The sequence below is a fragment of the Pseudomonas sp. P4_C1 genome, assembly GCF_056402155.1.
The window spans coordinates 56,930-80,083 of the sequence record NZ_JBFUHY010000007.1; the positions used below are offsets into that span (position 1 = coordinate 56,930).

At 56.1% G+C, this 23,154-nt stretch carries 21 protein-coding genes, 1 other RNA gene and 2 pseudogenes; 10 read left to right on the plus strand and 14 right to left on the minus strand.

Annotated elements, in window-relative coordinates; translation table 11 throughout:
* Positions 1-243: 243 nt before the first annotated feature.
* The 9 genes and pseudogenes from AC1DU9_RS07240 to gcvA form a co-directional block, all read right to left on the minus strand.
* Positions 244-498, minus strand: a pseudogene (locus AC1DU9_RS07240) (Arm DNA-binding domain-containing protein); the annotation flags it as partial.
* Between the two features lie 345 nt (positions 499-843).
* Positions 844-2,169, minus strand: coding sequence for a phosphoribosyltransferase-like protein (locus tag AC1DU9_RS07245; protein WP_477744059.1), 1,326 nt, complete (start codon positions 2,167-2,169; stop codon positions 844-846).
* Positions 2,170-2,179: 10 nt separating this feature from the next.
* A complete protein-coding gene (locus AC1DU9_RS07250; RefSeq protein ID WP_477809964.1) occupies positions 2,180-3,082 on the minus strand; it encodes a hypothetical protein in 903 nt (300 codons plus the stop codon).
* Between the two features lie 364 nt (positions 3,083-3,446).
* Positions 3,447-3,767 (minus strand): hypothetical protein, encoded by a 321-nt coding sequence (locus AC1DU9_RS07255; RefSeq protein WP_477809965.1) that lies wholly within the window; start codon positions 3,765-3,767, stop codon positions 3,447-3,449.
* Positions 3,764-4,744: an integrase domain-containing protein gene (locus tag AC1DU9_RS07260; RefSeq protein ID WP_477809966.1), complete on the minus strand. Its 981-nt coding sequence runs from the start codon at positions 4,742-4,744 to the stop codon at positions 3,764-3,766. The genes AC1DU9_RS07255 and AC1DU9_RS07260 overlap by 4 nt, the downstream gene beginning before the upstream one ends.
* The gene (locus AC1DU9_RS07265) at positions 4,722-5,081 is read right to left on the minus strand and encodes a hypothetical protein (protein WP_477809967.1); all 360 of its coding nucleotides are present in this window, start codon (positions 5,079-5,081) and stop codon (positions 4,722-4,724) included. The genes AC1DU9_RS07260 and AC1DU9_RS07265 overlap by 23 nt, the downstream gene beginning before the upstream one ends.
* The gene (locus AC1DU9_RS07270; protein ID WP_477809968.1) at positions 5,065-6,465 is read right to left on the minus strand and encodes a YfjI family protein; all 1,401 of its coding nucleotides are present in this window, start codon (positions 6,463-6,465) and stop codon (positions 5,065-5,067) included. Before AC1DU9_RS07270 ends, AC1DU9_RS07265 begins: the two co-directional genes overlap by 17 nt.
* A gap of 924 nt (positions 6,466-7,389) precedes the next feature.
* Positions 7,390-7,647 (minus strand): annotated as a pseudogene (locus tag AC1DU9_RS07275) (tyrosine-type recombinase/integrase); the annotation flags it as partial.
* A 23-nt stretch (positions 7,648-7,670) separates the two neighbouring features.
* Complete coding sequence (gene gcvA, locus AC1DU9_RS07280) at positions 7,671-8,573, minus strand: transcriptional regulator GcvA (RefSeq protein WP_477809969.1); 903 nt, start codon at positions 8,571-8,573, stop codon at positions 7,671-7,673.
* Between the two features lie 103 nt (positions 8,574-8,676).
* Between gcvA and AC1DU9_RS07285 the strand changes: the two genes are divergently transcribed.
* The 10 genes from AC1DU9_RS07285 to AC1DU9_RS07330 all read left to right on the plus strand — a co-directional run bounded on the left by AC1DU9_RS07285 (position 8,677) and on the right by AC1DU9_RS07330 (position 18,560).
* Complete coding sequence (locus AC1DU9_RS07285; RefSeq protein ID WP_477809970.1) at positions 8,677-9,819, plus strand: MFS transporter; 1,143 nt, start codon at positions 8,677-8,679, stop codon at positions 9,817-9,819.
* Between the two features lie 417 nt (positions 9,820-10,236).
* Entirely contained in the window at positions 10,237-11,148 is a 912-nt protein-coding gene (gene aepX / locus AC1DU9_RS07290; protein WP_477809971.1) for a phosphoenolpyruvate mutase, read from the plus strand.
* Positions 11,148-12,347, plus strand: a complete 1,200-nt coding sequence (locus AC1DU9_RS07295; RefSeq protein WP_223458540.1) for a pyridoxal phosphate-dependent aminotransferase — start codon at positions 11,148-11,150, stop codon at positions 12,345-12,347. Before aepX ends, AC1DU9_RS07295 begins: the two co-directional genes overlap by 1 nt.
* Positions 12,348-12,360: 13 nt before the next feature.
* Complete coding sequence (locus tag AC1DU9_RS07300) at positions 12,361-13,146, plus strand: phosphocholine cytidylyltransferase family protein (RefSeq protein ID WP_223458542.1); 786 nt, start codon at positions 12,361-12,363, stop codon at positions 13,144-13,146.
* A gap of 8 nt (positions 13,147-13,154) precedes the next feature.
* Positions 13,155-13,847, plus strand: coding sequence for a YidC/Oxa1 family membrane protein insertase (locus AC1DU9_RS07305; RefSeq protein ID WP_223458544.1), 693 nt, complete (start codon positions 13,155-13,157; stop codon positions 13,845-13,847).
* Positions 13,840-15,684 carry a sulfatase-like hydrolase/transferase gene (locus tag AC1DU9_RS07310; protein ID WP_223458546.1) on the plus strand — a complete coding sequence of 615 codons (1,845 nt, stop codon included), beginning with the start codon at positions 13,840-13,842 and terminating at the stop codon, positions 15,682-15,684. The genes AC1DU9_RS07305 and AC1DU9_RS07310 overlap by 8 nt, the downstream gene beginning before the upstream one ends.
* Positions 15,681-16,988: a CDP-glycerol glycerophosphotransferase family protein gene (locus tag AC1DU9_RS07315; protein ID WP_477809972.1), complete on the plus strand. Its 1,308-nt coding sequence runs from the start codon at positions 15,681-15,683 to the stop codon at positions 16,986-16,988. The genes AC1DU9_RS07310 and AC1DU9_RS07315 overlap by 4 nt, the downstream gene beginning before the upstream one ends.
* 12 nt (positions 16,989-17,000) lie before the next feature.
* A complete protein-coding gene (locus tag AC1DU9_RS07320; RefSeq protein WP_223458550.1) occupies positions 17,001-17,642 on the plus strand; it encodes a site-2 protease family protein in 642 nt (213 codons plus the stop codon).
* Positions 17,635-18,243 (plus strand): LysE family translocator, encoded by a 609-nt coding sequence (locus AC1DU9_RS07325; protein ID WP_108219795.1) that lies wholly within the window; start codon positions 17,635-17,637, stop codon positions 18,241-18,243. The genes AC1DU9_RS07320 and AC1DU9_RS07325 overlap by 8 nt, the downstream gene beginning before the upstream one ends.
* 32 nt (positions 18,244-18,275) lie before the next feature.
* Positions 18,276-18,560, plus strand: a complete 285-nt coding sequence (locus tag AC1DU9_RS07330; protein WP_411740698.1) for a helix-turn-helix domain-containing protein — start codon at positions 18,276-18,278, stop codon at positions 18,558-18,560.
* A 101-nt stretch (positions 18,561-18,661) separates the two neighbouring features.
* On the opposite strand, the gene AC1DU9_RS07335 is transcribed toward AC1DU9_RS07330, so the two are convergent.
* The 5 genes from AC1DU9_RS07335 to AC1DU9_RS07355 all read right to left on the minus strand — a co-directional run bounded on the left by AC1DU9_RS07335 (position 18,662) and on the right by AC1DU9_RS07355 (position 22,973).
* The gene (locus AC1DU9_RS07335; RefSeq protein ID WP_317851112.1) at positions 18,662-18,853 is read right to left on the minus strand and encodes a hypothetical protein; all 192 of its coding nucleotides are present in this window, start codon (positions 18,851-18,853) and stop codon (positions 18,662-18,664) included.
* 1,304 nt (positions 18,854-20,157) lie between these two features.
* Positions 20,158-21,414 carry an integrase domain-containing protein gene (locus AC1DU9_RS07340; protein WP_223458553.1) on the minus strand — a complete coding sequence of 419 codons (1,257 nt, stop codon included), beginning with the start codon at positions 21,412-21,414 and terminating at the stop codon, positions 20,158-20,160.
* 187 nt (positions 21,415-21,601) lie between these two features.
* Positions 21,602-21,998: a transfer-messenger RNA gene (gene ssrA / locus AC1DU9_RS07345) on the minus strand.
* Between the two features lie 94 nt (positions 21,999-22,092).
* A complete protein-coding gene (locus AC1DU9_RS07350; protein ID WP_223458555.1) occupies positions 22,093-22,371 on the minus strand; it encodes a hypothetical protein in 279 nt (92 codons plus the stop codon).
* Positions 22,372-22,697: 326 nt separating this feature from the next.
* Entirely contained in the window at positions 22,698-22,973 is a 276-nt protein-coding gene (locus AC1DU9_RS07355) for a hypothetical protein (RefSeq protein WP_223458557.1), read from the minus strand.
* Positions 22,974-23,154 lie beyond the last annotated feature (181 nt).

A 23,154-nucleotide genomic window follows, 5' to 3' on the forward strand; every position in this document is an offset into this window, starting at 1 on the left:
TTTGGCTTGCTTTCATCTATCCGGCGTCTGAGTGGGGTTGTGATCCCGCGCCTCGATGAGAATCGATGCCCGACGATCCTGATTATTAAAACGGCCTTTCGGCCGTGTAGGAGCCCAGGGGTGTCGTCAGGCCGGTTAGCCGTTCACGTCATCAGTTATCCGGCATCGCAAAACCAGGTGGGTGGTGCTCGGATGACAGCAGGGTCAGGCGTTCATCACTTGGCCATGCCTCAAATTTGCTGTGCCTTGTGCAAGCAGCTCGCGGGCTTCAACCGCTTTCTTTCTGGCGTTTGCCAGAGAGAGTTCAGGATACGGGCCCAAGGCCATACTGATGCGGTTTTTGGTCACCGGCTCGCGGTAATTGAAGTTCCACATCATCGAGCCGCTGGCCCTGACTCGGAGCTGAAGGCCACCGCCATCGCTGAGGACGAAATCCTTGCCGGTTGCCTTGACCGCCTTGAGCTGGCGATCGGAGAGGCGGGTTGCTTGAGTAGGCATGTGAGCTACCTCTGGCACCGTTTTGGTACCCTGAAAATAGCTCCAGGTAGCCGGGATACCACCTGGAATACCAAAGCGCCTGGAACTCAAAAAACCATTGTGCACCTCAGAAGCGCTGGAAACCCTTGATTTCACTGGATTTCAGGCACAAAAAAAGACGTCCGTGGACGTCTTTAGATGATGAAGTGGTGGGCCGGGGTAATTTGAATCCACTAACTAAACTATTGATTTATAGCATTAATTTCTGGTTTGGCTTTTTGTTGGAATACCAATTGGAATGCCGTGCGAAGTTGCACTCCACTTGACCAGCCTCGTCACTCCACTCCGATCCTGTTGATACTGACTTCAATGGTCCACAGCGCCAGTCCTGCGGGCGTCCCAGAACAGTGGGAGCCAATTCACGGTTCTGTTGCTTAGAGTCACCTCACCGCCTAGCCACATCACTGGTAGCACGGGTTTAGGGATGCTGGATGCAAACACAATAGTCGATGCGAAACTCATGGCCCCCAACTGCATCCTTGCAATTTTCTCTGGGGGTATCACCACGGACTCGCCGCTTTCACTGCCATCGGCCTTTCTTTCGAGGAAATACCGCACCAACTGTGATCCGATTTCACTGCATACACCTAGACTCTCATCCCTCTCCTGGCCCCAGATCTCACTAGACGCGAAAGCATAGGGTTCGATCACGCTATCGATAGCCGTCCGTATGGATTGATCACTTCGATCTGTCAACGCAGGGAATCTGGTGTCAACCTCGTTCTGAAGGAAGGAAAAGTGAAAACCAGGTTTCGCCGAAGGAAATTGAAATTTTCCGGCAGAATTACGCACTGAAAACAGCCTCGCAGCGGAAAGACCTGCATCGCACGTGACGCAGTACCTGAAGACAATCTGTAGGTTTGACCGCATGAGCGCTTCATTTTGACTAAGCGCTTGCAACCTGTTCACTACCTCAACTCCGCTCCAGAGCCCGTCCTCATAAATGTATAGAACATCAACATTCATGACGGCAAACATGTCTGGATTAGACAGGTCAATGGGGATGACACCTTGAGGATGCATATGCTCGAGAATAGACTTGATCGCAATCGAGCTACTGCCCGGCTCATCCTCATGGATGTAACCATGGGCGATACGAACTCCGATATCGTCATAGGGTGCCGGTTTGAACGCTTCCCTTATCTCAGCATCGGTAACAACGCGCAGTGACTTAAGCAAATGCCGTCCGATGTCGCGATGTCCAAGCTCGGCGAATTGTTGCACCCACTGTTCAGGGCTGGCAGATTTAAGCGTAGACTTTTCCCATTGGCTTTCCGCATATGACTTCCAATGGATTTTTAAAGACATAAGTTCCGGTGTCATCGCCTGGAACATAGTTTTTGTGGTCGCACAGGGCCGACAACGTACCTCCTCGCTATCGAGCAGGTCCTTATCAAGCAACCCAGGCTGAAAAAAAATCATACTAGACGAAGCATTGAAAAACTCATCAATGATTTCATCAGTATACTCTTCCACATTGACCTTTGGGGCGTTCAACACGCGTACGCTTACATGGCGTTCCCAGCCAGCGCAGCAGGCGTCCGCAAGTTTTGAAATGAGACTAGCCGCGTCACGCGCATAAATCACTACGATCAGTCTTGGAAGAGAGAAAGCTGGCAAATATCCGTACACACCTCCTCCATCACTTCTTCGATTTAGAAAAAAACGCGTCCAGCAATGTCCCAGCCGGTAGCTTCAAATCGCGAAGGTCAGCAATCGACATATTGCTGACCGCTTGGAGGACAATATGTCTAAACTCTTCATCGGTGCTCGCTTCAGTGTGCAGGTGGTGGGCCGGGTGCGAAGAGCTGGCCGTTGATTCAGGTATCGTCGTCGCTCTCTTTTTAGGTGCGACACGAGCGGTCGATGCCAAACTAGCCTGAGACCGCTGCATGATATCCAGCAATAACTCCCGGCGCTCTTCAGGAACATTTGAGCATCGAAGTCTGTCCGCGAACACTTCAAGAAGCTGGCCAATCCGGAATGCTGTCCAGGCCTTATATAGTGTGAAATTACTGGACTTGAGCGCTTCCGACCATACTGGATATGGCATATCCATAGGAGGTAAGCTTGGATTTATGCCTCCCTTTGACTCAGCCTCGACAAAATCACCGCGAATTTGGTAAAGCTCTTGTGGAGTAATATTTCTGATCAGCGTTGCATCGGCTGGCACATCACCTTGATGAGAAACATTGATTTTCAGTGGGTCGCCAACCAAAAAAATTTTTGATTTTGAGTTTGGGCGAACAAAAGAGCGCCAATAATCATAGTTGATTAATGGGTCCGCCTCAGAGTCTAGCTCTCTGATAGAATATAAATTATCCGAGCCTTTATTCCCGGTGCGCGTAAGAAATCCTGCGAAGTAATCCTCTATAAATCGTGTAACGCCGCCTTTGCCTGTAGGGTATAACTCACGAATGTCGAGCTCAGGCGTTAATTTGCGAATCAACTCACCAAAAACAGCTCCTGTAATTGTTTTACCAGAACGGTTATCTAAGGAGACCTTGATCAGATTTACAGCGGCGTCCACTTCAGTCTGGTTCATTTCAAACCCTCAAAAGATAAAGGCCCGCCAATATGGCGAGCCTTTAATTTTATAAACTACCATCTTTAAGGAACTAAATTAGTAGTAAAATTCTTGCAAAATCTCCTATAGACTTTGTGCCAGTATAGGCGTCTACCTCTATACCGCGCTACCATGTCCGCAGAAGGTGCCGAATGGTCATCCAGTGCTCTCTAAAGCCTCCTGTCCCTTCGGTCGCATCGATCGATTGCTGACGTCGAAGGGGCACTGCATGTCAATCATAGCTCGAACGAAACCTCACATCAACTGAAGACACACCTTCCATGCATACTCTGCCAGTCTTCAGTTAGTGAGATAAAAATCGTTCTGGTGCCGAGAGCGCTTGTCATGGCGCTCGACCGATTAGCTTGCGCTCGGCTTGCCAGGCGTTGCTCATCAGCATTTCTCGGTCATTCCCTAATTGCTTCCAGACCAATAGGGCGGTGAGCCGATAGTAATACCGGGTGGCGTCGGAGTGGTCTTGCAGCTGCTGTGTGAAAAACCAGCGGACATGCTTGAGCTGCCAGGTCCAGGGGGTATCGCGTTGCCATCGCTGTTGGATGGCCGCTTGCATGATCCGAGCTTGCCGTAGGTGTCGTTGCTGCGTGACCTTTGAGCCATTCAGTACGCCGCTCAGGAACAGTGCCATATCGAACGGCTTTGTCACGTTCGACCTCCAATGTAGGCCGAAACCACATCGATCCGGTTATGCCCGAGCTCTAGGCTTATTTGTTGGCGCGCCTGTTGATCAAGGTCGCGGTCAATGCGATAGCAGTGGCCACCATTGACCGGAGCGGCGTGCCCCGTGAGCTGCTCGTAACGTTCGCAGGCGTAGGCTGCGCGCAGTTCATGGAAACCCTTCAGCCCTTGTTCATGCAGCGTTTCTCGGGCGGGGAGCACGGTCTGTTGCAGAAACACGGCGTAGCTTTCGTCGCGGGCCAGCAAGTTGCGGCTGCCGGGCGGCGACGCATGACGAGCCAACTGCAGGACCGCTTTCACCTCTTCATTGGCCACGATCCAGCGCGGCGCGGAAGCCCCTGAGCGGCCGCCTTTGGTGCCGTCCTGGATATTGATGCGGCCAAAGTGCTCGGCTTCGCGGTGCAAGCGTGGCAGGTCAGCCAGAATCGCTTCGCGCAGGCGCATACCGGTTGTTCGGGCCAAAAGGACAATCGCGGCCACCCGCTCGTGTCGCTGTTCGCCAAGCACCTCAAGCACTCGCCGGACCTGTTGACGATCTTGGCCATCCGGCACACGGGTGCGTACGCTCGAGCGCTGTTGTCCCAACGCCTGACTCGGGCTGGCGATCCTCACGTCCTGATCACCGCGCAGCGCAGCGAGGGTGCGGTTGACGCTGCTCAGGCGGTTCTGCGCGGTAGCGATGCAGAGTTCGCCTTGCTGGATCTGCTGGCGCAGGTACGCGGCGTAGTCCTGCAGCGTCTGTCGGTCGATCTGGCGCGCATCGTTGTAACCGGGGCCGTCCTCTGACCGACACCAACGTACGAACGCTTGCCAGCGATCGCTATGGGCTTTGACCGTGGCGAAGTGGCCGTCGGCAAACAAATCCTTTAGCGCTTGTGGGCCGGCATAGCTCAGCTGGCGGCCATAGCCAAAGTTGCGACCCTCACGCCGACCGACCAGCGCCATCATCTTCACCGTTTTCGTTTGTTTGTAGAAGGAGCAGCAAGGCTTTCCAGTGAGGGCTGAGCCTGTCCATCTGCCGCCAGTGGGTCGGGCGGATCAGGAGGGCGTTCTCGTGGTGTTGCAACAGTGCCCCTTCCTCACGCAGTTGCTCGATCAGCCGGGCTAGGTGGGTAGGCTCCAGCGGTGGTGTGGCGACAGCGGCGACAGTGGCGACAACCCGCGTCGTTTCTGGCCTGGCGCGTGGCGACAGGGTGGCGACAGCAGCGGCGACACGCGGCAATTCAGGCTGTGCTTGATGTTGCGCCTGGTAGCGGCGCACCGCGTCATTGAGGCGAAACATGGCGGACCTCGAAAGTTTTTCCGTCGCGGCTGCTCAGCCAACGATGAGTGATCAGCACGACCAATAAAGAAGCGGTATGGTCAGCGCTCTTGCGCGCAAAACGAGGGCCGTTGCGATTGACGTCGCGGATGGTGAAGTGGGTCCAGCCTTTCTGCACCAGCCAGCGCAGCAACCGATCCGCTTCCTCGCGTCGGCTATTGACCGGCTCCTGTTCGGTCAGGCGCTGAATCTCGGCCAGGTAGTAATCCATCAGCGTGGAGGCGCGCTGGATGTGTCCTTCGTCCAACGCACTGGCCTCTTCAACCATGGCCAGCACTCCCGCGATACGCAGTACATTCGCCGCGGCCTTGCTCGCGACAGGCTGGACGCCGGCTAGCTCGCCGAATTCGCCAGACTGGCACTCGATGGTGTCGTGAATATCAATCCAGGCACGACGGGCGCGGGGAGTCAGCTCCAGCGTGGCGGGATTGAGTGAGCAATCCTTGTGGAGCGACCAGGGCTTTTGCAGCAGGGCGGTGATCCGCTGTTGGTAGCGCTGGACCTTGGCATCTCGGGTCAGGTCGATCGCCTTGTAGAGTCGCTGACCGGCCAGGCGCTCGGGCCAACTGATCAGGCAACGACCGAGGATGCCTTGGCCATTGATCACCGGGTCTTTGAACAGCTGGTTGGCCAGGTAGGGCTGCAGCATCAGGTGCAGGCTGAGGCGGCGATCATAGGCACGCAGGCTTTCTCCGGCCATGGAGCGAGCCCGGTCGATCGGGCTGCCATCCCACAGCATCGACAAGGTGGTGATTGCCTTGAGCAGATTCTCTTTGCTCATGGTACTGCTGCCCAAGAACTGGCCACCTTCATCATTGAACAGGCCCATGCTGGGCAAGCCGTGGCACAGGCTTTTGACCAGGGCCTCAATGGTCGGCTCGGTAATGATCAATCTCGGCGGCACCGGCTCGGACAGCCCGCCGCTTTCAGCCTCCGCGTGTTTCTTTGAGGTTTGGGGTTTGGCCATGATGTTGCTGGTGGCACGATAGGCTTTGAGCTTTTCCGCATACAGGGTCCACTGCTGTCGCTCCCAGTCGCGCGCCGCCTTCAGTGCCAGGTGATCCACCGCGCTTTTGCGATCCCCCGAGGACGCCACTGTCAGTAGGTAGAGAGACAACGGATAGGTTCGACCGTCGAGGTGGACATTGGCATGGCCCTGACTCACCAGGGCCGCGCTGGCCAGCACCGATTGTGCAGCCATGGCGCAGGGTACGCCGATCACCTCGGCCAGTCGTTCGGCCGCAGGGCCCAACAAATCCCCGAGTGCTTCGACCGGGTAGGGCAGTGGCGCCTGCTGGTACTCCAGCAATGGTTGTGGGGGCTCGAACGCTTCGCACAGTTGCATCGAAATTCTCCTGAGATTATCGACTTCGTCCTCACTCATCCCGCCACGGTTGTTGAGTGTTATCAGGGATCAAGGCCCTTGCGACCTGTGAGGTTTGTCCACTAACGCGGGACTGACGGCTCCTTACGGCCGGGAGCTTGGGCATCTCATGATCTGGCCTCCTGAACACCTCCGAAGAAGTGGGCGGGTGGAGGCTGCACTGGCTGACGAGACCAATGCCGCGAGATCCTGAGTCGGGTGAAGGCAGTGAGGCGATGACCGGGGCATGCCTGACTGTCAGTCAGGTGCAGTCCATTCCGTGGGCTGCGGCACCATCATCGACATCGCTGTGGCGAGTGAGCATTCGGTGTTTGTCACGCCGATTGTCACGAGGGGGAAAGCCGCAAAGGCCCGTGCGAGCAGGGCTGCAGCAGGGCGAGATGCGCTAAGGGAGGAGGTTGCTGCAGGGCAGTTGGTGATGAGGCAGGTAGTCTGCTGCACAGACGCATTGGAGTAGTCGGCATCCATCACAACGGCGTTGTGACCGTGCGAGCCACCGGACGCTGATCGCACTTAGGGAGAACCACCACACTGTGGCGTAGCCTTGAAGGTTCGGGTTACCTGGGCTGGTGCTGTCAGCGACAGCTATCCTCAGGGCTTGGTTTAAGCCCTGTCTTGCTGTGGGTCAACCGCTGTTTTGAGAGGCGCGTTGCGCCAGTTGAGACCACTGGAAGGCCTTGGGAATCTGTGGACTTCGGTGGCGATGTAGCCATTTGTCGTGTTTGTCGTGTGAGCCTTCCCAGCGATGAAGGCTTGGCCGGAAGAGCGAAGCAGCGAACCTGAAAGTGGCGACTGTCGCCAACACTGTCGCCACCTTCCAGCCCCGCGTCGACGCGGGTTGTCGCCGGTATCGCCGCTGTCGCCAGTAGGTAAAGGAGCTATTTGCTACCGATTGGCACTTCGACTGAGAGGTGTGATGTTGCTTTCGCCGAGAATCCATACATCAAGCATGTCTGCCCACTGCTGCATCATCTTCGTACGATCCGCCAGGTACGCCGCATGGTTATAGGTACGCCGTACCGCATTGGGCTCGGCGTGGGCGAGTTGCCGCTCGATCCAGTCGGCGGGATAGCCCATCTCGTTGAGCCGGGTACTTCCCGTGGTTCTGGTGGTGTGGGGGCTGTATTCTGAGCCAGAGTTGCCAATGATCAGGGTTCGGCTGAAGTTCATAACGTGCGGGCTGTCGCGTCCTGATGGATATGGGAAAACATCCAGTCGATAAAGACCTGCGTTTCAGCCGCCGCCTCCTGGGAGACGCCGTAGTAATAGCGGGTCAATGGCAGGCGCAAGGAGGGAAACGGGCAGATCAGGCGTCTAGTGGACAAGTCCTTGCCCAGTAGTGACGCCGGGCACAGGGCCACGCCGAGGCCATCGACGGCGGCCTGCAACACCAGGTGCATGTGATCGAATTGCAGGATCAACTGATTGCGCAATTGAGCGATGCCAGCGTGCTCGACCCAGTTTTGCCAGTCGCTGCTGCGGGTTTTGCCTGACAACAGTGTGTGGTGGACCAGATCGTGGGCGCTGTTTAATGGCACGCTTTGCAGCAGCGACGGTGCTGCGACCAGCACCAAGTCATCTTCCAGCAATATTTGTGGTTGAACATTGGACGACCATCCGGACTGTCCACGGCGGATTACCACGTCGAATGTCTCCCGCGATTGATCCGGTGGCAGGGTGCTGGTGACCACTTCGGGCTGGATATCCGGATACAGCGCCATGAAGTTCGGCAGCCGCGGGATCAGCCATCGCACCGCAAAGGATGGGCGCACGTTGATGGTCACCTTGCGCAGCGAAGCGCCCCGGGTCAGGGCGGTGGCGGCGTTGGCGATCTGCGCCAGGGCCACGCTGACTTGCTCATAAAACGTCTGGCCGGCCGGCGTGAGCAAGGATTGCCGGGTTCGACGCTCGAAAAGCAACACCCCCAGGTGTTCTTCGAGCAGCTTTATATGACGGCTGACGGCGCTGTGGCTGACATGCAGTTCTTCGGCCGCACGGCTGAAGCTCTGATGACGAGCGGCAGCGGCGAAGGCCCGGACGGCGTTCAAGGGGGGGAGGTCGGAAATCATGTGTCTAATTTAGTCACATCCGAGGTGCAATTAAAGCGTTTGTCAGCGTTCTCGCTTCACGCCAATCTAAAGGCCGCACTTTGTCTCGCCGGCCGTTGATCCAATGTCAGTCAAAAACACCCATACTGCTGATCGGGCCTCGATGCGAGCCGCGTCAATATTAGGCCTTTGTCTGCCCGCAGATACCTTGCTGTATTTGGTGTTGCCCATGCAGCCAGAGGCGTTCGGCATCAGTTTGCCGCAGGCGGGCCTGTTGCTGGCGGCCAACCGGCTGGTGAGGATTTTCGGTTACCGCTACGTAATGAGTTTTTATGCCAGCAAGGGCGATCGTCCGGCCTCATTGCTGGCCGCCGGGACCGCTGCGTTGTGTGCCTTGGGTTACGCGACGCTTTCGGGGTTCTGGGCCTTGCTGCTGTTGCGCCTGGGCTGGGGCTTGTCTTATGCGGCGTTGAACTTGTCCACGCAAGTCATGGCAACCGCCGCGCCTACGGACGCCGCGCGTCGCACCGGCCGTTCGCGGGCGTTGATTGCCACCGGCCCCATGCTTGCGTTGCCGCTGGGGGCGATGCTTTGCCTGGCCTATGGGCCGCGAGTGATTTTTTTCCTGATGGTCGTGACTTCGTTGCTCGGCATGTGGCTGGCAAACGGTCTGCCGTCGGCGCCGCATCCGATGTCGGCGTCGACGAGGCGATTCCAGCGTCCCGACAGCGTGGCGGTCTGGTCGTTTATCGAAGGGCTGACCCTAGACGGGCTCTTTATCATCGGCCTTTCGTTACAGGCTCAGCAGTTGATGGCGGGCGATGCGGTGATGGTGGCCGGGACGCTGCTGGCCTTGCGTTACGTATCGGAGGTGCTGCTCAGCCCGCTGGGCGGGGTGGTGGCGCAGCGCTGGGGAGCGACGCGCATGCTGATTGTTTTCTCGTTGATGACCTCGATTGCACTCGTGGGGTTTGGCAATCACTGTTTGGTAGTGGGCGGGGCCCTGGTGTTGCTGTTGCGCGCGCTGCAATTGCCGCTGGTGGTGACAGTCGTTGCGCAACGCCACCCCGGTGCCGGGCGTGTCCGGGCGCTGGCGGCGAATGCGGTCTGGCGTGACATCGGGGCGGGTGTCGGACCCTTGCTGGCCGGTTTGCTGCTACCAGTGGCGGCATCGGTGTGGGTGTATTCGATGGCAGCACTGTGTCTTGCCGTCAGCGCATTGGCCTGCGCACAACGAAACAGGGTGGCGGTAGAGATAACGCAGTAGTCAGGGCGCGACTTTGCGGGTTTAGCCATTTTTGCCCTCGCCATTATTCAAGTTGAGAAAGAGGGTGGCGACGCAAACTCAGCAAGACCCTCGTAAGTCGCGAGGCGTGGCATGAACAAACAGTCGGATTGAAGAAAATAATAAGTAAACGAATCTATGCTTGAGAGGTGCATCATGTATTCGAGTCTTCAAGAAACGTTAATCAAAATGTAAGAATTTATTGCGTTCGAATGGCGGCTGTGTTTTTTTACGCTTGCGTTCAGCGCACTTTTAAAGGGTATGGCCAGTGATGAAGGGAATCATGTGAGTATGTGTTCTAGTTATTAGCCAGGCTTGTACTAAGTAAAACAATCGCACTCTCTGATCGTCGAACTTTAGATTTTGACGTAACAGCCAACTATTGCCTGGGGAAAAGTAATGAGCCGTGAAACCGTATCCAAGTTTATTTCTGCCGATCGCCGCGGAGCGACACTAAGGAACTTGCTGGCCGAAAAGCGTTGCCTGCGCTTTCTTGAAGCGCATAACCCGATATCCGCGATATTGGCCGAGAACGCATCGCAAACGGTCGGCGGGCAAAAGCGCGAATACGACGGTTTCTGGTCCAGTTCCCTGACAGACTCCACTGCTCGCGGAAAACCGGATATCGAAGTGCTGGATATCAAGGAGCGCCTGGGAAATGTAAACGATATTTTCGAAGTGACCCGCAAGCCGTTGATCATGGACGGCGACACCGGCGGCAAGCCCGAACACTTTGCCTATGACGTCCGTTCGCTGGAGCGTCTGGGGGGCTCGGCGGTGATCATCGAAGACAAGACCGGATTGAAGAAGAACTCGTTGTTCGGCAATGACGTATTCCAGCAACAAGAAAGTATCGAAGACTTCTGTAATAAGATTCATATCGGTAAACAGGCGCAGATATCCACTGACTTCATGATTATTGCGCGCATCGAAAGTTTGATTCTCGATGCTGGCATCGAAGATGCACTGACTCGCGCCGATGCCTATGTTGGCGCCGGTGCCGATGGCGTGATGATTCATAGTCGCAAAGAATCACCCGATGAAATATTTGAATTCGCCAAGCGCTTCCGTCAACAACATCCAACGGTTCCATTGGTCTGTGTGCCGACCAGTTATTCAAGTATATCGTTCGAGGCGTTAGAGGCTGAAGGCTTTAATGTGGTTATTTATGCGAACCATATGTTGCGTTCGGCTTATATGGCGATGAAAACCGTTGCCGATAGCATCTTGTTTTCGGGCCGAACACTGGAAGTTGAGCCCGCCTGCCTGTCGATCAAAGAAATCCTCGAACTCATTCCGGGAACAAAATAATGACCAGACCAACCTTGGCCGATCGCAACGCTCAGGTGGTTGCGCCTAGCACTTCTCGCATGCGCAGCATAGCCAACGAGCTGAAAGAAAAGGGTGAGTCGATCATCAACTTCGCCGCTGGCGAACTCGACTTCGACACCCTCGATAGCTTGAAAAAAGCTGCGATCGAGGCCATTCAGGGCAAGTGCAACACCTACACACCAGCGCTGGGCGAGAAGAAGATTCGCGAGCAACTGGCCGCCTATATCTCGGCGGAACTGGGTGTCAATTACGCCTGGAACGAAGTGGGCATGACCGCTGGTGCCAAACAGGCGTTGTACAACACTGCCATGGTGCTGATCAATCCGGGTGATGAAGTCATCATTCCGATCCCTTACTGGGTGACGTTCCCTACTCAAATCGAGCTGGCGGGCGGTAAACCGGTACTGGTCGATACCAAACCGGACAGCTACAAGTTGACGGCCGATCTGATCAGCACCGCGATTACGCCGAGCACCAAAGCGATCCTGATCAACACACCGAATAACCCGACCGGCGCCGTTTATGACGAGGCCGAACTGCGCAAGATCGGCGAACTGGCGATCCGGCACGACCTGTGGATTATCTACGACGAATGCTATTCCCGACTGATTCGTAACGGCGGGCAGCACCACAACATCGTCTCGCTCATTCCACAGCTGAAAGAACGCACCGTCATCATCAATTCGTTCTCCAAGAGCATGGCCTTGACCGGCTGGCGACTGGGTTACGCCAGCGGTCCGGTGGACGTGATCAAGGCCATGGAAAACCTTCAGGGCCATACCACGTCCAACCCGAACGTGGTTGCCCAAGTGGCTGTGTCCAAGGCTTTGGACCAGTCCACGGATTTCATCACTACCGCTAACGCGATCCTCGATCGGCGCTTGCAGGTCATTCAAAAAAACCTGACCCACATCGAGCATCTCAGCGCTGCCCGAGCGGACGGTGCGTTCTACGTGTTCGCCAATATCCAGTGGTTTATCGGGCGGCAGTACAACGGCAAGGTTGTTCAGACCACCGATGCCCTGGTCGAGTTGATCCTGGCTGAAGCCAAGGTGGCGGTAGTGTCCGGCGCAGGGTTTGGCGACTCCAGCGGCATTCGGATTTCCTACGCCGTGAGCGATGCCGATGTTGAAACCGGTATGCAGCGTCTGACTGAGTTTTTCGGAAAATTTAACTAAGGAGAGCCCTAAAATGAAAAAGGAAAACCCTGTTTCTGTGATTGTCCTGGCGGCGGGTCTGGGTTCTCGCCTGGAAGATCAGACGCTGTCGAAAAACAAATGCCTGATTGAAGTGGCCGGCAAAACCATCATTACCCGTTTGCTGACTCAACTGCAGTCGCAAAACGTGGCGAACGTCATTATGGGCGTCGGCTACTTGAGTGACGTGCTGGAAAGTTACATCCGCAGCAACCATCCAGAGATCAAGAGCGTGTTCGTCCATAACCCGATCTACGCGCGGTCGGGTTCGGTTTACTCCCTGAGCCTGTGCCTGGACGCGGTGCCGGAAGGTCACGATGTCGTGGTGTTCGAGGGCGATGTGGTGGTCGAGGACTCGCTGGTGGCGCGCTCATTGGCGTCATTGAAAACCTTGGGCGAACAGGAGTTTTCCACGGTGCTGGCGCCTTATTCGAGCGAACTGACCGGCACCTTCGCCTTGATCAACAGTGAGAAAGTGACGGCGTGGCGGCATGAGTCGGTGCGCGATGCCGACTTCCCGCTGTTGTCGTCATTCAAGACCGTAAACATTACGGCGATGACCGCCCCGGCGGTCGCGACCTTGCAGGAGCATATCAAGATCACGGTTCATCTCAATGGGGTCAAGGCTCCGCTGGAGTATGCAATGGACAGTCTGATCAAGAACGACTACGTGATCCGGCCGGTGGTGGTTACCCATGAGAAATGGTTCGAAGTCGATACGGCCGAGGACCTGGAAATCGCCAACGAAATTTTCAGCACCTCGGCGTTGGTTCTTTCCTGAGGTGAGCCATGTTTGTTGTTCTCTATGAGGTCTTGATCCTGCCCATCGCCCATTGTTTTCAATGGGTGCTGGACACCAGCTACACACGAACCCAGAGCTTCGGGACGTCAATTGTCGTCCTCAGCCTGGTGTTCAACTTTGTGTTGCTGCCGGTCTACCACTTTGCTGAAAAGGTGCAGAACAAAGAGCGCGCGGCCCGGGCAAAAATGGAGCCGAAAGTTCAAGAGTTCAAACGCTGCTTCAGCGGTTATGAACGGCACATGATGATCTCKGCCCTGTACCGGCAACATCATTACCACCCGGTCTTCGCACTGCGAGGCCTGGTGCCGTTGTTGATTCAGGTGCCGGTGTTCATCGCCGCCTATGGCTTGCTGAGCCATTACCCACCGATCTGGGAAAAGAGCTTTCTGGGCATCGCCAATCTCGGCGCGCCGGATGGTTTGTTGGACGGCGTCAACCTGTTGCCCATCGTCATGACCGTGATCAATCTGATCTCGGCCTACATTTACAGCCGAGATCTTTCGTCCCAGGAGCGGATGCAAACGTGGATCGTGGCGATGGTGTTTTTTGTGTTGCTGTACACCTCTCCATCGGGGCTGGTGCTGTATTGGATCTGCAACAACCTCTTCTCGCTAATAAAAAATATTGTCTATCGAGTTGCCCGATCTGGCTCGACACTTCGAAGGATTTCCAATGCTTAATTCGACGAGCCCCGCGTATGCCGTGGGGGCGAATGCCGTGGCGCAGACCCGGGAAAAACCACTCAAGCTGTTTCTCCTGGCTTTCGCGGGGCTTTATCTACTGCTGTTTCTGGCCACGCCTTTGGCGCTGACCAGTTTCGAGGATGATGTCACTGGCCTCGGTGGTTACTTGACGATCTATGCCGCGACTCATGCGGTGGTGTTTGTTGCGTACCTGGCGCTGATCTTTGTCATCGGCGCGGTTTCACACCGCCATGTGCTTTCTGTCCTGACGGTGATTGGGTTGTGGGCGTTGATCGTCGGTATCGTCTATAGCTTCTTCCTGCCGCTGGATGCGGGGATGATCGACAACTTCAAGTTCTCTGACCCCAAGGCCCTGGTGGTTTCCCGGGAGCACTTGATTGTCGATGTTGCCGTGTGTGTCGGTGCATTGCTGGCCGCGTTGATCGTGCTGAAAAGTTTCGCCGTGCAGGCAGGTAAGTTCCTCACGCTATTTGTGTTGATCTGCGCGGCATATGCCTTGTTCTCGGGTTACACGCTGGCCTCGAAAATCGCTGCAATACCTCCGCCCGGTAACGACGGCAAAGAAACGATCTCGTTCTCGAAAACTGAGAAAAACATCGTCGTGTTGATGATTGACGGCTCCATGGCCGGTTACATCCCCAAGTTGCTGAAAAGTGATGCAAGCATGGCCGAACGCCTGAGTGGTTTCACCTGGTATTCCAACGTGGTGTCCACCGGCAACCGGACTTTCAACGCATTACCGGCGGTGTTTGGCGGGTTCGATTACACCGCGGCCAACATCAACGATCGACCGGGCAACCTGGAAGACAAGGTCAACCAGGCTTACATGCTCTATCCGGAAAACTTTGCCGCCAAGGGCTATGGCGTTAAATACGTCGACCCGTTCTGGTATGGCTTCGCCCGTCGTGGTGACTGCAACAAATTCGTTGAGGGGCGTGCCGGCGATTGCATTCACGTCATCGACACCATCGGTCGGCAGGAAACCAACAAACATATGTCCGGCAAACACACCGAGTACTTGTGGGGAGTGTTCAAGCAGTACCTGGCGATTTCGATTTACAAGGCGGTGCCCAACGCCATGAAGGGGCAGGTGTATGACGCCGGAAACTGGCAAGGTGCCTCGCTGTCCTGGTGGAAGCGTGAAGACAAGTTTCTCGAGAACTACTTCTCGCTATTGGCACTTCCGAGCATTTCCGATACCGCAGCACCTGGCCCGACCTTTACCTTCATGGCCAACAACATCACCCGCGCGGTGCTCAAGCTGGACGAGAGCTGCGTGCCGAACAAGAGCCTGAAAACCACCCCTCAGGAACTTGAGTTCTTCAAGAGCGAAGACACCGCCGAGATCTACGACACCTTTTATTGCGCCATGAGCGGTGTGACCAAATACCTGGACTGGTTCAAACAGCAGGGCATCTACGACAACACCATGTTTGTGCTGGTCTCGGACCATGGCTGGCCTTCGCGCAACCCACTGCTGGATGGCTTCCATGACGCCGAAAAACAGGAAGTGTATTCGCAGTTCCAGAACCTGTTGCTGATCAAACCGTTCGGCGCCCACGGAGTGCCACAAGAAAGCCGCGAGTTCATTTCCAATGCCAGCGTGCCGGGCATTGTCTGTCAGGTGATCGGCGGTTGTGTGGACCGTAACACCGGCAACCGCATCACCTACAAACCGCTGACGGAACCGGTGAAGTTGTACGAAACCCCGTGGCAACCCCAAGGGCAGAACGCCGACTCTTACAAGATTCTCAACACGTATGAAGTGAAGGACGACGTCTCGATTCCGGCCAACTGGAGCAAGTTGCAATGACCATCCTGCTTGAACACGCCGTGGCGATTCCTTATGTCGGTCTTTACCTTGATCCGGGCACTGGCAGCCTGCTGTTCTCGCTGATTGYCGGGGTGGTCACGACGGTTTTTTATTCTGCCAAAGGCCTCTACTACAAGTTGAGCGGCTCGGCCAAAGGCGCGGAAGGCACCGCCGAACGAAGCGTGCTGGACACCTGGTCGGTGGTGATTTACTCCGAGGGCGCGCGGTATTACGGCACCTTCAAACCCCTGTTGGCGCAACTGGCTAAGGCTCGTATAAAAACGCTGTACCTGACCTCGGACAGCAACGACCCCGGGCTGACCGCCCATGCCGACCTGACCACGTGCTTTATCGGCGATGGCCATAAAGCCTGGGCGCTGCTCGGACGGATCAAGGCTGACGTGTGCATCTCGACCACGCCGGGGCTGGACGTGATGCAGTTCAAACGCTCAAAACAGGTGAAGCACTACATGCACCTGGTTCACGCACCGACCGACAAGGCCTTCAACCGGCCTTACTCCTTCGATTACTTCGACTCTGTCGTCATCAACGGTCCTCACCAGGAGCGCACCTTGCGTTTCCTGGAGAACTTGCGTGGCTCCAAGCCCAAGCAACTGATCATGGGCGGGTGCCTTTATTACGATGATCTGGTCAACCAGTTACGCAACCTGACCCCGGAGCGCGTCAGCCCTGTCAAAACGGTCCTGCTGGCGCCAACCTGGGGACGCAATGGTCTGTTGAGCCTGCACGGCAGCAAGTTTCTCCATGGGCTGACGCAGCAAGACATCAACCTGATCATCCGTCCTCATCCGCAAAGCCTGGTGTCGGAGCCGGCATTGATCCAGGAGTTGCAAGCGTTGTTCCCCGGCAACCTGCGCCTGGAGTGGGACTTTTCGCCGATTCCGTTCGAGGCCATGGCCAAAAGCGACGTGATGATTTCCGATATCTCCGGGGTGATTTTCGACTACGCGTTTCTGTTCGAGAAACCGGTGATCACTGTGGGCATCGAGCCGGTACGCGAAGGCACCGAAGCCAGCGATCTGCCCTACGATCCCTGGGAATTAACGGTGTTGAACGACATCGGTCTGCGGCTGACCGAGCAGGACATCGACCGGTTAACTGACTATCTGCCGACACTTACCCAGGACGAACGGTTCAAGCGCAACATCCGCGCCTTGCGCGCCGAGTACGTGGTGAACTTCGGCTGCGCGGTCCAGCCGATCATGAAGGCTATCAAGCCACTGATTGAGGATCACGCAAACGTGACTCAGCCGTTTGCCGCCCTTGAGCAGCGTGCGGAGTAGGGAGGGGAGGTCATGGCTAATCTGCTCGCTGGACTGTCGATATTGATCCCGGCGCTGGTCCTGGCCGTGACGGTGCACGAGGCTGCCCATGCGCTGACGGCCGCGCTGTTTGGTGACAGGGCGGCGGTGGCGGGCGGGCGTGTTTCCCTCAATCCACTCAAGCATTGCTCGTTGCTGGGCACGGCGGTGGTGCCGTTTTCGCTATTCATCCTGACGTCGCTGATGACCCTGCCCGGGATGTTGGTGGGTTGGGGCAAAGCGGTGCCGATCAGCGAGCATTTGTCCTCTCGCAAGGCCGGGCTATTGTGCACCGCACTGGCCGGGCCGGTGGCAAACCTGCTGCTGGCCGCACTCTGCATCGGTGTGCGCAACCAGGTGCAGGAACACGCCTGGTTGGTCGCGTTTCTGGAGACCTGCGCGTCTCTCAATCTATTCCTCTGTGTGGTCAACATGCTGCCCGTGATGCCACTGGATGGCGCGACGTGCATTCAGGCCCTGAGCAGTGAGCGCGTGTGGAATTACTACAAGCACATTCAGCCCTGCCTCTATGTCACCGGCGCCGGGTTGTTGTTCACGGGTTTGTTAAGCAAGTACATCGTTTGGGCTACACAGAGTCTTCTGAGTTCCCTGCCTAGTGGAGTGATTCATGGCTAGTTACGGACTGTTTCTAATTCTGGCAACCCTGACCGTGCTCAGCCCCGGTCCTGGGGTGGTGCTGACGATTTCCAACTCGCTGCGTCACGGCTGGACCGGTTCGCTGCCCGGCATCTTCGGTATCGCGTTGGGCGCTTTTGTCGTGGCGGGTATTTCCGCCAGTAGCGTAGGGTTGATCCTGGCCGCCTCGGCCACTGCGTTCACCATTCTCAAATACATCGGCGCACTGTACTTGTTGTACCTGGGGATCAAGATGTGGCGTACAAAGAGTTTTATCCCCGAACTCAAAGTCACTTCGTCGCGTCCGTGGCGTCGATTCGTCGAGGCGTTGTCGATCCAGTTGCTGAACCCCAAGGCCGGTTTCTTCTTTCTCGCAGTATTCCCTCAGTTCATCAAACCGGAGGGTAACTACTACAGCCAGTTCTTCTTGCTGGTGTCGTCCTATAGCTTGCTCGTCGTACTGGTTCATACCGGATATGCCCTCATGGCCAACGGCGCAAGAGGCTGGCTCTCCACGAACAAGGGCGCCAGGATTGTCGGTAAACTGTCGGGTATCACCTTCTTTTGCTTTGGCGTGCTGATGGCTTCAGCCAGCAAATAAACAGACTTGAATGATTTAACCAAGGAGGCTTCATGGCCAGAAAGGCAATCAACTTTTTACTATTGGACGAAGACCGCGAGCGACTGAAGAAAATCGCCCGTTCCGGACTTCTGCCGTATAGAAGTGTCACCCGGGCTTCGATTCTGCTGTTACTGGAAAGCGGACTCTCCCCCAAGGAAATCAGCTTCCGGCTGAACATCTCGGCACCGGTAGTGTTCAAGTGGCGTAGCCGTTACTTGGCGTCCGGTATCGATGGGTTGGAGGATCTTCCTCGCAGCGGATTGCCGAAGGTGTTGCCGATGGTCGTGGGTGGATAACGCGCTTCGGTATCGCTCAGACGGGCTCTTGAGGCGCAATCATTCGGGTTTTTGGTGAGCCGTTTGAGTTGTGCTGGAAGATGTCCTGTGGCTGTCCCTTGTCATTGAAAAACACTGCCCGATCCCCGCCGAGTGCCTTTTCCCAGACGCTTGTAGATCAGTTTTACAGTGAGCAGATAGTAGTACCGAGTGGATGGGGTGTGATTTTCCAGATGCCGATCTATAAACCATTTCACGTGTTTGATATTCCAGTTCCAAGGGGTGTCTCGTTTCCAGCGTTTTTGAATCGCCATTTGCATGGTCCTGGCTTGTCTGATATGGCGCCGCCGAGTGGCATATGAGCCGCTGAACACTCCGCTGAGGAATAACTTCATGTCGAAGGGGTTGGTAACTTTCGGCCTCCGATGTAAGCAGAGACCACTTCAATTCGGTTGGCACGCCCATCACCTCGGCCATGCGTTCGACGGCTGGTCCCAGCAGATCACCGATTGCGGCCACCGGATAATCCAATGGCGCCTGGCTGGCCTCCAGCAACGGTTGCGGCGGTAGTCGCCATGTTGATTGCAGCATCACCTGTCTCCTGTTCTCCCAGTGTTGTCCTCACGTTCCCGCCACGGATGTTGAGTGTTATCAGGGATAGAGGCCCCTGCGGCCTGTGAGGGTGTTCACTGACGCGGAACGGACGGCTCCTTACGACCAAGAGCACGGGCATTCCCCATCGATCTGGCCTCCTGAACGCATCTGAGGATGCGGGCGGGTGAAGGCTGCACCGGCTGACGAGTCCGGTACCGCGAGACCATGGGCGGGAAAAGGCATCAACGTTGCGAGCGGGGCATGCCTGACTGTCAGTCAGGTGCAGCCTGTCCTGGGCTGCGGCACCGTTGCCAGCGTTAATGCGAGAGGTGTCGAATCGGTTTTGTCATGCCGATTGTCACGCGGTGAAGTGCCACAGAGCCCGATCAGGCGTGGGTTGCAGCAGTGGGATGAGCGCCCGTCTCTTTAGGGGGCAAAGAGACGGGCAATAGGTTGGCGCAAGAAATGGCCAAGCGAATAAGTTGCTGCAGAGCAGCCAGGAGGGGGCATGAGTTGCCGCAGTGGGCATTCTGGAAGAAGTGGCATCCATCACATCGCTGTGACCGTGCGAGCCGCCGGACGCTAATCGCACTTCGGGGAGAACCACCACGATGCGGCGTAGCCTTAAAGGTTCTGGCTACCTGGGTGCTGTCGAGGACAGCGCTTGTACGGTTCTGGTTTAGTGCTCGTTTTGCTCGCGGTCAACAGCATTTTGGGGGCGACTCTTGCGCCAATCGGTAGCGCTGGAAGACCTTGGAGGCCGGTGGTTTTCCATGGCCAGGTGGTCGTTCGTCGGTTTTTAATGTGAGCCCATGCGAGTGGGAATGCGGAGCCTTGCCGCTCGCGTGGGCTTGGCCGAAAAAGCCCCACGAGCGAGGCTTGCAACGGCGACAGTCGCCACCGCTGTCGCCATGCTGCAGGCCAGGTATTACGCGGGTTGTCACCGGTGTCGCCGCTGTCGCCAAATCAACCATCACTCCATCTAGGGAGTCATTCTCGGTTACCGGCGGCGTCCGGTGAGCGCTCACCGTATCGGCACGACATTGTGGTCCCTGGTTTGATTGATCGCAGATGCCGACAGGTTGCCAGTGGCCGCTTTCTGAATGTGCTCACTCCACCAAGCCATCATCGGACGCCGGCGTTCGATGTAGTCCGCTCGGTTGTAAGCGCTTCGGACTTCGTCCTTGTCGACATGCGCCAGCGCGACTTCGATCAGCTCCGGATCCCAGCCATGCTCGTTCAGGATGGTGCTGGCCATGGAGCGCATGCCGTGGCTGACCAAGCGGTCCTGGAACCCCATGCGTTTCAACGCCATGTTGGCGGTCTGGCTATTGGCGTGGGTGCGCGGGTTTCTATCTGCCGGGAACACGTACTCCCTGTGGCCGCTGTGGGGCTTGAGCGTCTCCAGTAACGCGAGTGCCTGTTCGGTCAGCGGGATGGTGTGCGGACGACGCTTTTTCATGCGCTCCGGCGGGATGGTCCAGATGCGTTTGTCGAAGTCGATGTCTGCCCATCGGGTGGTAGCCGCTTCAGCAGGACGGGTCATGGTGTGCAGTTGCCATTCGATCAGGCAGCGGGTGATCCGCTTGATGCTGGCGTTCGCGATTTCCACCATGAGCTCGGAAAGCTCATCGGGTCGTAGCGCGGCCATGTTCTCTTTCTTGGGCTTCTTGAATACCGCTCGAATGCCGCTGAGAGGGTTAGCGAAAATCAGCCCGGAGTTCACCCCGTAAGTCATGATCTCGTTGAGCCGTTGGCTCAACCGCTTCACTGTCTCGAGACTGCCTTTGGCTTCGATTGGGCGAAGCAGTTCGATGATCAACGGTGCGGTAATTTTCGAGAGCGGCGTTGTTTTCATGTCTGGGAATACGTGCAGCGTGAGCGATCGCCAAATGTCCTCTGCGTACGCCGGCGTGACGGAGTCCTTCTTCAGCTCGAACCAAGCGGTGGCCACGTTCTCGAACGTGTGTTCCGTCTCCGCTCGTTTGGCTTCGTCCTGTGCATTGCGTTGCACCTTGGGGTCAATGCCTTGTGCCAGCAGCTCGCGCGCTTCAACCACTTTTTTCCTGGCGTTCGCTAATGAGAGCTCTGGGTACGTGCCCAGCCCCATATTGATACGGTTTTTGGTTACCGGCTCGCGGTAGTTGAAGTTCCACAGCATCGAGCCATTGCTCCTGACTCGGAGCTGAAGGCCGTCACCATCGCTAAGGACGTAATCCTTGTCTTTTGCCTTGACTGCCTTGAGCTGGCGGTCGGAGAGGCGAAGGGCTGGAGCAGGCATGAGAGCTTCCTCTGACACCGTTTTGGTATTCCAAAAAATAGCACCGGATGGCTTGGAATACCATTTGGAATACCCAAACGGCTGGAACTCAGAAAACCTCTACGGAGCCCAATAGCGCTTAAACCCTTGATTTTGCTGAATTTCAGGCACAAAAAAAGACGTCCGTGGACGTCTTTAGATGATGAAGTGGTGGAGCCGGGGGGATTTGAACCCCCGTCCGCCAGTACTCCGCTGTCGGTACTACATGCGTAGCCGTGTCTATTAAGTTAACCCTCAGCGACCCGACGGGCAGGGTGCTTTGGGCGAGTTGTGTAAGTTTTAGCCGCTTCGTCCACAACGTACTGCACGGCGATTCTGTTCTATATGACAATCACTTTGGGTTTACAGACATCCCCTGGTGATTGCTGGACCCGAAGGTACCAGAAGCTCAGGGCTAAGGCTGCTTACGCAGCGAGAGCGAATTCCTGGCCGTAGTTTTCGTCATTGGCAACTATAAGTAGTTGCAACAGTGGATTTACGAGTTCTGTTACCAACTCGGCATGCACCTAAAGTTTCGCAACCGGCGTCGAATCCTAAACGGCCCCGAGCCTGATGCTCTGTGAATCAAGTGAGCAGCAGGCATGTACAGTGTACGTCATCACGCCCCGGAAGGCCAACCCGAAGGTTGACCACCACAGATCATGGGTTTGGCTCGTTGCTCTGTTTGTCAGCGAGTGCCAATGCCTGGGTGGCCTCGGTGACGCATTTTTTGTCGTCTCCGGAGGCTTGTGAGGCCTCGGCGCTGGACATCAGTCTTTTGATCTCCATTGAGGTGTTTCCGGAGGTCGCCGGCAGCGCATTCACTTTGCCTTTGAGCTCTTGCAACTTGCTCGTACAAAGGTTGTTGTCCGCAGCAAATACAGGAGAGGCGAGCATTGCAGCAGAAATGAACAGACCAGCGAGTGTGCTGCGTTTCATGGATATCTCCTTGAACTGATGGTCTCGGTGCTGCCGTATGAGTGGACGGCCAGGCCGAGCCGGAAAAATCAGCCACGATCGGATGGGGCTTACTTCAAAGACTACGATTCAACGCAAGAATTCGGTTTTTTCAGAAAACGTGTCGAGCTTTTTCCAGCGATGCGGACGGTTACACATTTCCAGGCCCCAAATGCAACAAAACCCGCAACTGGCGGGTTTTGGTTTGCTTCGTGTCGGACGCAGCCGGGCTTTGAACTCCCGGCTGGCAGTACTCCGTTGTTGATGTACGCCGACAAGGCCAACCCGAAGGTTGGCCTTGAACTGAGTTACTTCGCGCCTTTGTGCGCGTTCGTGACGTCCATGATGGTTTGGTTGGTCTCGGCGATGCAATCATCAATACCTGCCTTGGTGCCTTTTGCCTGGTCGGCTTTGGCTTTCTTGATGGAGGCATCCACCTGGTCAAGCATTTCCCCGGGAATCTGTGCCTTGCCGTTTTCGATGGTTTGCAGGTTGACCGCGCATTGGTCTTTTTCGGCCGCAAACGAAGTGGAAGCCATCATGGAAGCAACAACGAAAAAACCTAACAGCACAGAACGATTCATGTGTATCTCCTTGGACTGAAGGGCCAGGCTTTGCTGGCCATCAAATCGGACTACCGAGTGTAGGGAAGGTCCCGCATTAGCGGGACTTGATCAGTGAACTGCGGCGGCACGTCAGGGTTCTGTTTGTCTACTGTAGAGCTGTCGATTCCGGCAAATAGCGTTAAGGAATGCACCTCTATGC

Coding starts and splice junctions, on each gene's coding strand:
- AC1DU9_RS07250 (WP_477809964.1), bottom strand. CDS start 3,082: ATGAACCAGACTGAAGTGGACGCCGCTGTAAATCTGATCAAGGTCTCC.
- AC1DU9_RS07260 (WP_477809966.1), bottom strand. CDS start 4,744: ATGGCGCTGGTCGGTCGGCGTGAGGGTCGCAACTTTGGCTATGGCCGC.
- AC1DU9_RS07265 (WP_477809967.1), bottom strand. CDS start 5,081: ATGTTTCGCCTCAATGACGCGGTGCGCCGCTACCAGGCGCAACATCAA.
- AC1DU9_RS07270 (WP_477809968.1), bottom strand. CDS start 6,465: ATGCAACTGTGCGAAGCGTTCGAGCCCCCACAACCATTGCTGGAGTAC.
- gcvA (WP_477809969.1), bottom strand. CDS start 8,573: ATGATTTCCGACCTCCCCCCCTTGAACGCCGTCCGGGCCTTCGCCGCT.
- AC1DU9_RS07285 (WP_477809970.1), top strand. CDS start 8,677: ATGTCAGTCAAAAACACCCATACTGCTGATCGGGCCTCGATGCGAGCC.
- aepX (WP_477809971.1), top strand. CDS start 10,237: ATGAGCCGTGAAACCGTATCCAAGTTTATTTCTGCCGATCGCCGCGGA.
- AC1DU9_RS07295 (WP_223458540.1), top strand. CDS start 11,148: ATGACCAGACCAACCTTGGCCGATCGCAACGCTCAGGTGGTTGCGCCT.
- AC1DU9_RS07300 (WP_223458542.1), top strand. CDS start 12,361: ATGAAAAAGGAAAACCCTGTTTCTGTGATTGTCCTGGCGGCGGGTCTG.
- AC1DU9_RS07310 (WP_223458546.1), top strand. CDS start 13,840: ATGCTTAATTCGACGAGCCCCGCGTATGCCGTGGGGGCGAATGCCGTG.
- AC1DU9_RS07320 (WP_223458550.1), top strand. CDS start 17,001: ATGGCTAATCTGCTCGCTGGACTGTCGATATTGATCCCGGCGCTGGTC.
- AC1DU9_RS07325 (WP_108219795.1), top strand. CDS start 17,635: ATGGCTAGTTACGGACTGTTTCTAATTCTGGCAACCCTGACCGTGCTC.
- AC1DU9_RS07330 (WP_411740698.1), top strand. CDS start 18,276: ATGGCCAGAAAGGCAATCAACTTTTTACTATTGGACGAAGACCGCGAG.
- AC1DU9_RS07335 (WP_317851112.1), bottom strand. CDS start 18,853: ATGGCGATTCAAAAACGCTGGAAACGAGACACCCCTTGGAACTGGAAT.
- AC1DU9_RS07340 (WP_223458553.1), bottom strand. CDS start 21,414: ATGCCTGCTCCAGCCCTTCGCCTCTCCGACCGCCAGCTCAAGGCAGTC.
- AC1DU9_RS07350 (WP_223458555.1), bottom strand. CDS start 22,371: ATGAAACGCAGCACACTCGCTGGTCTGTTCATTTCTGCTGCAATGCTC.
- AC1DU9_RS07355 (WP_223458557.1), bottom strand. CDS start 22,973: ATGAATCGTTCTGTGCTGTTAGGTTTTTTCGTTGTTGCTTCCATGATG.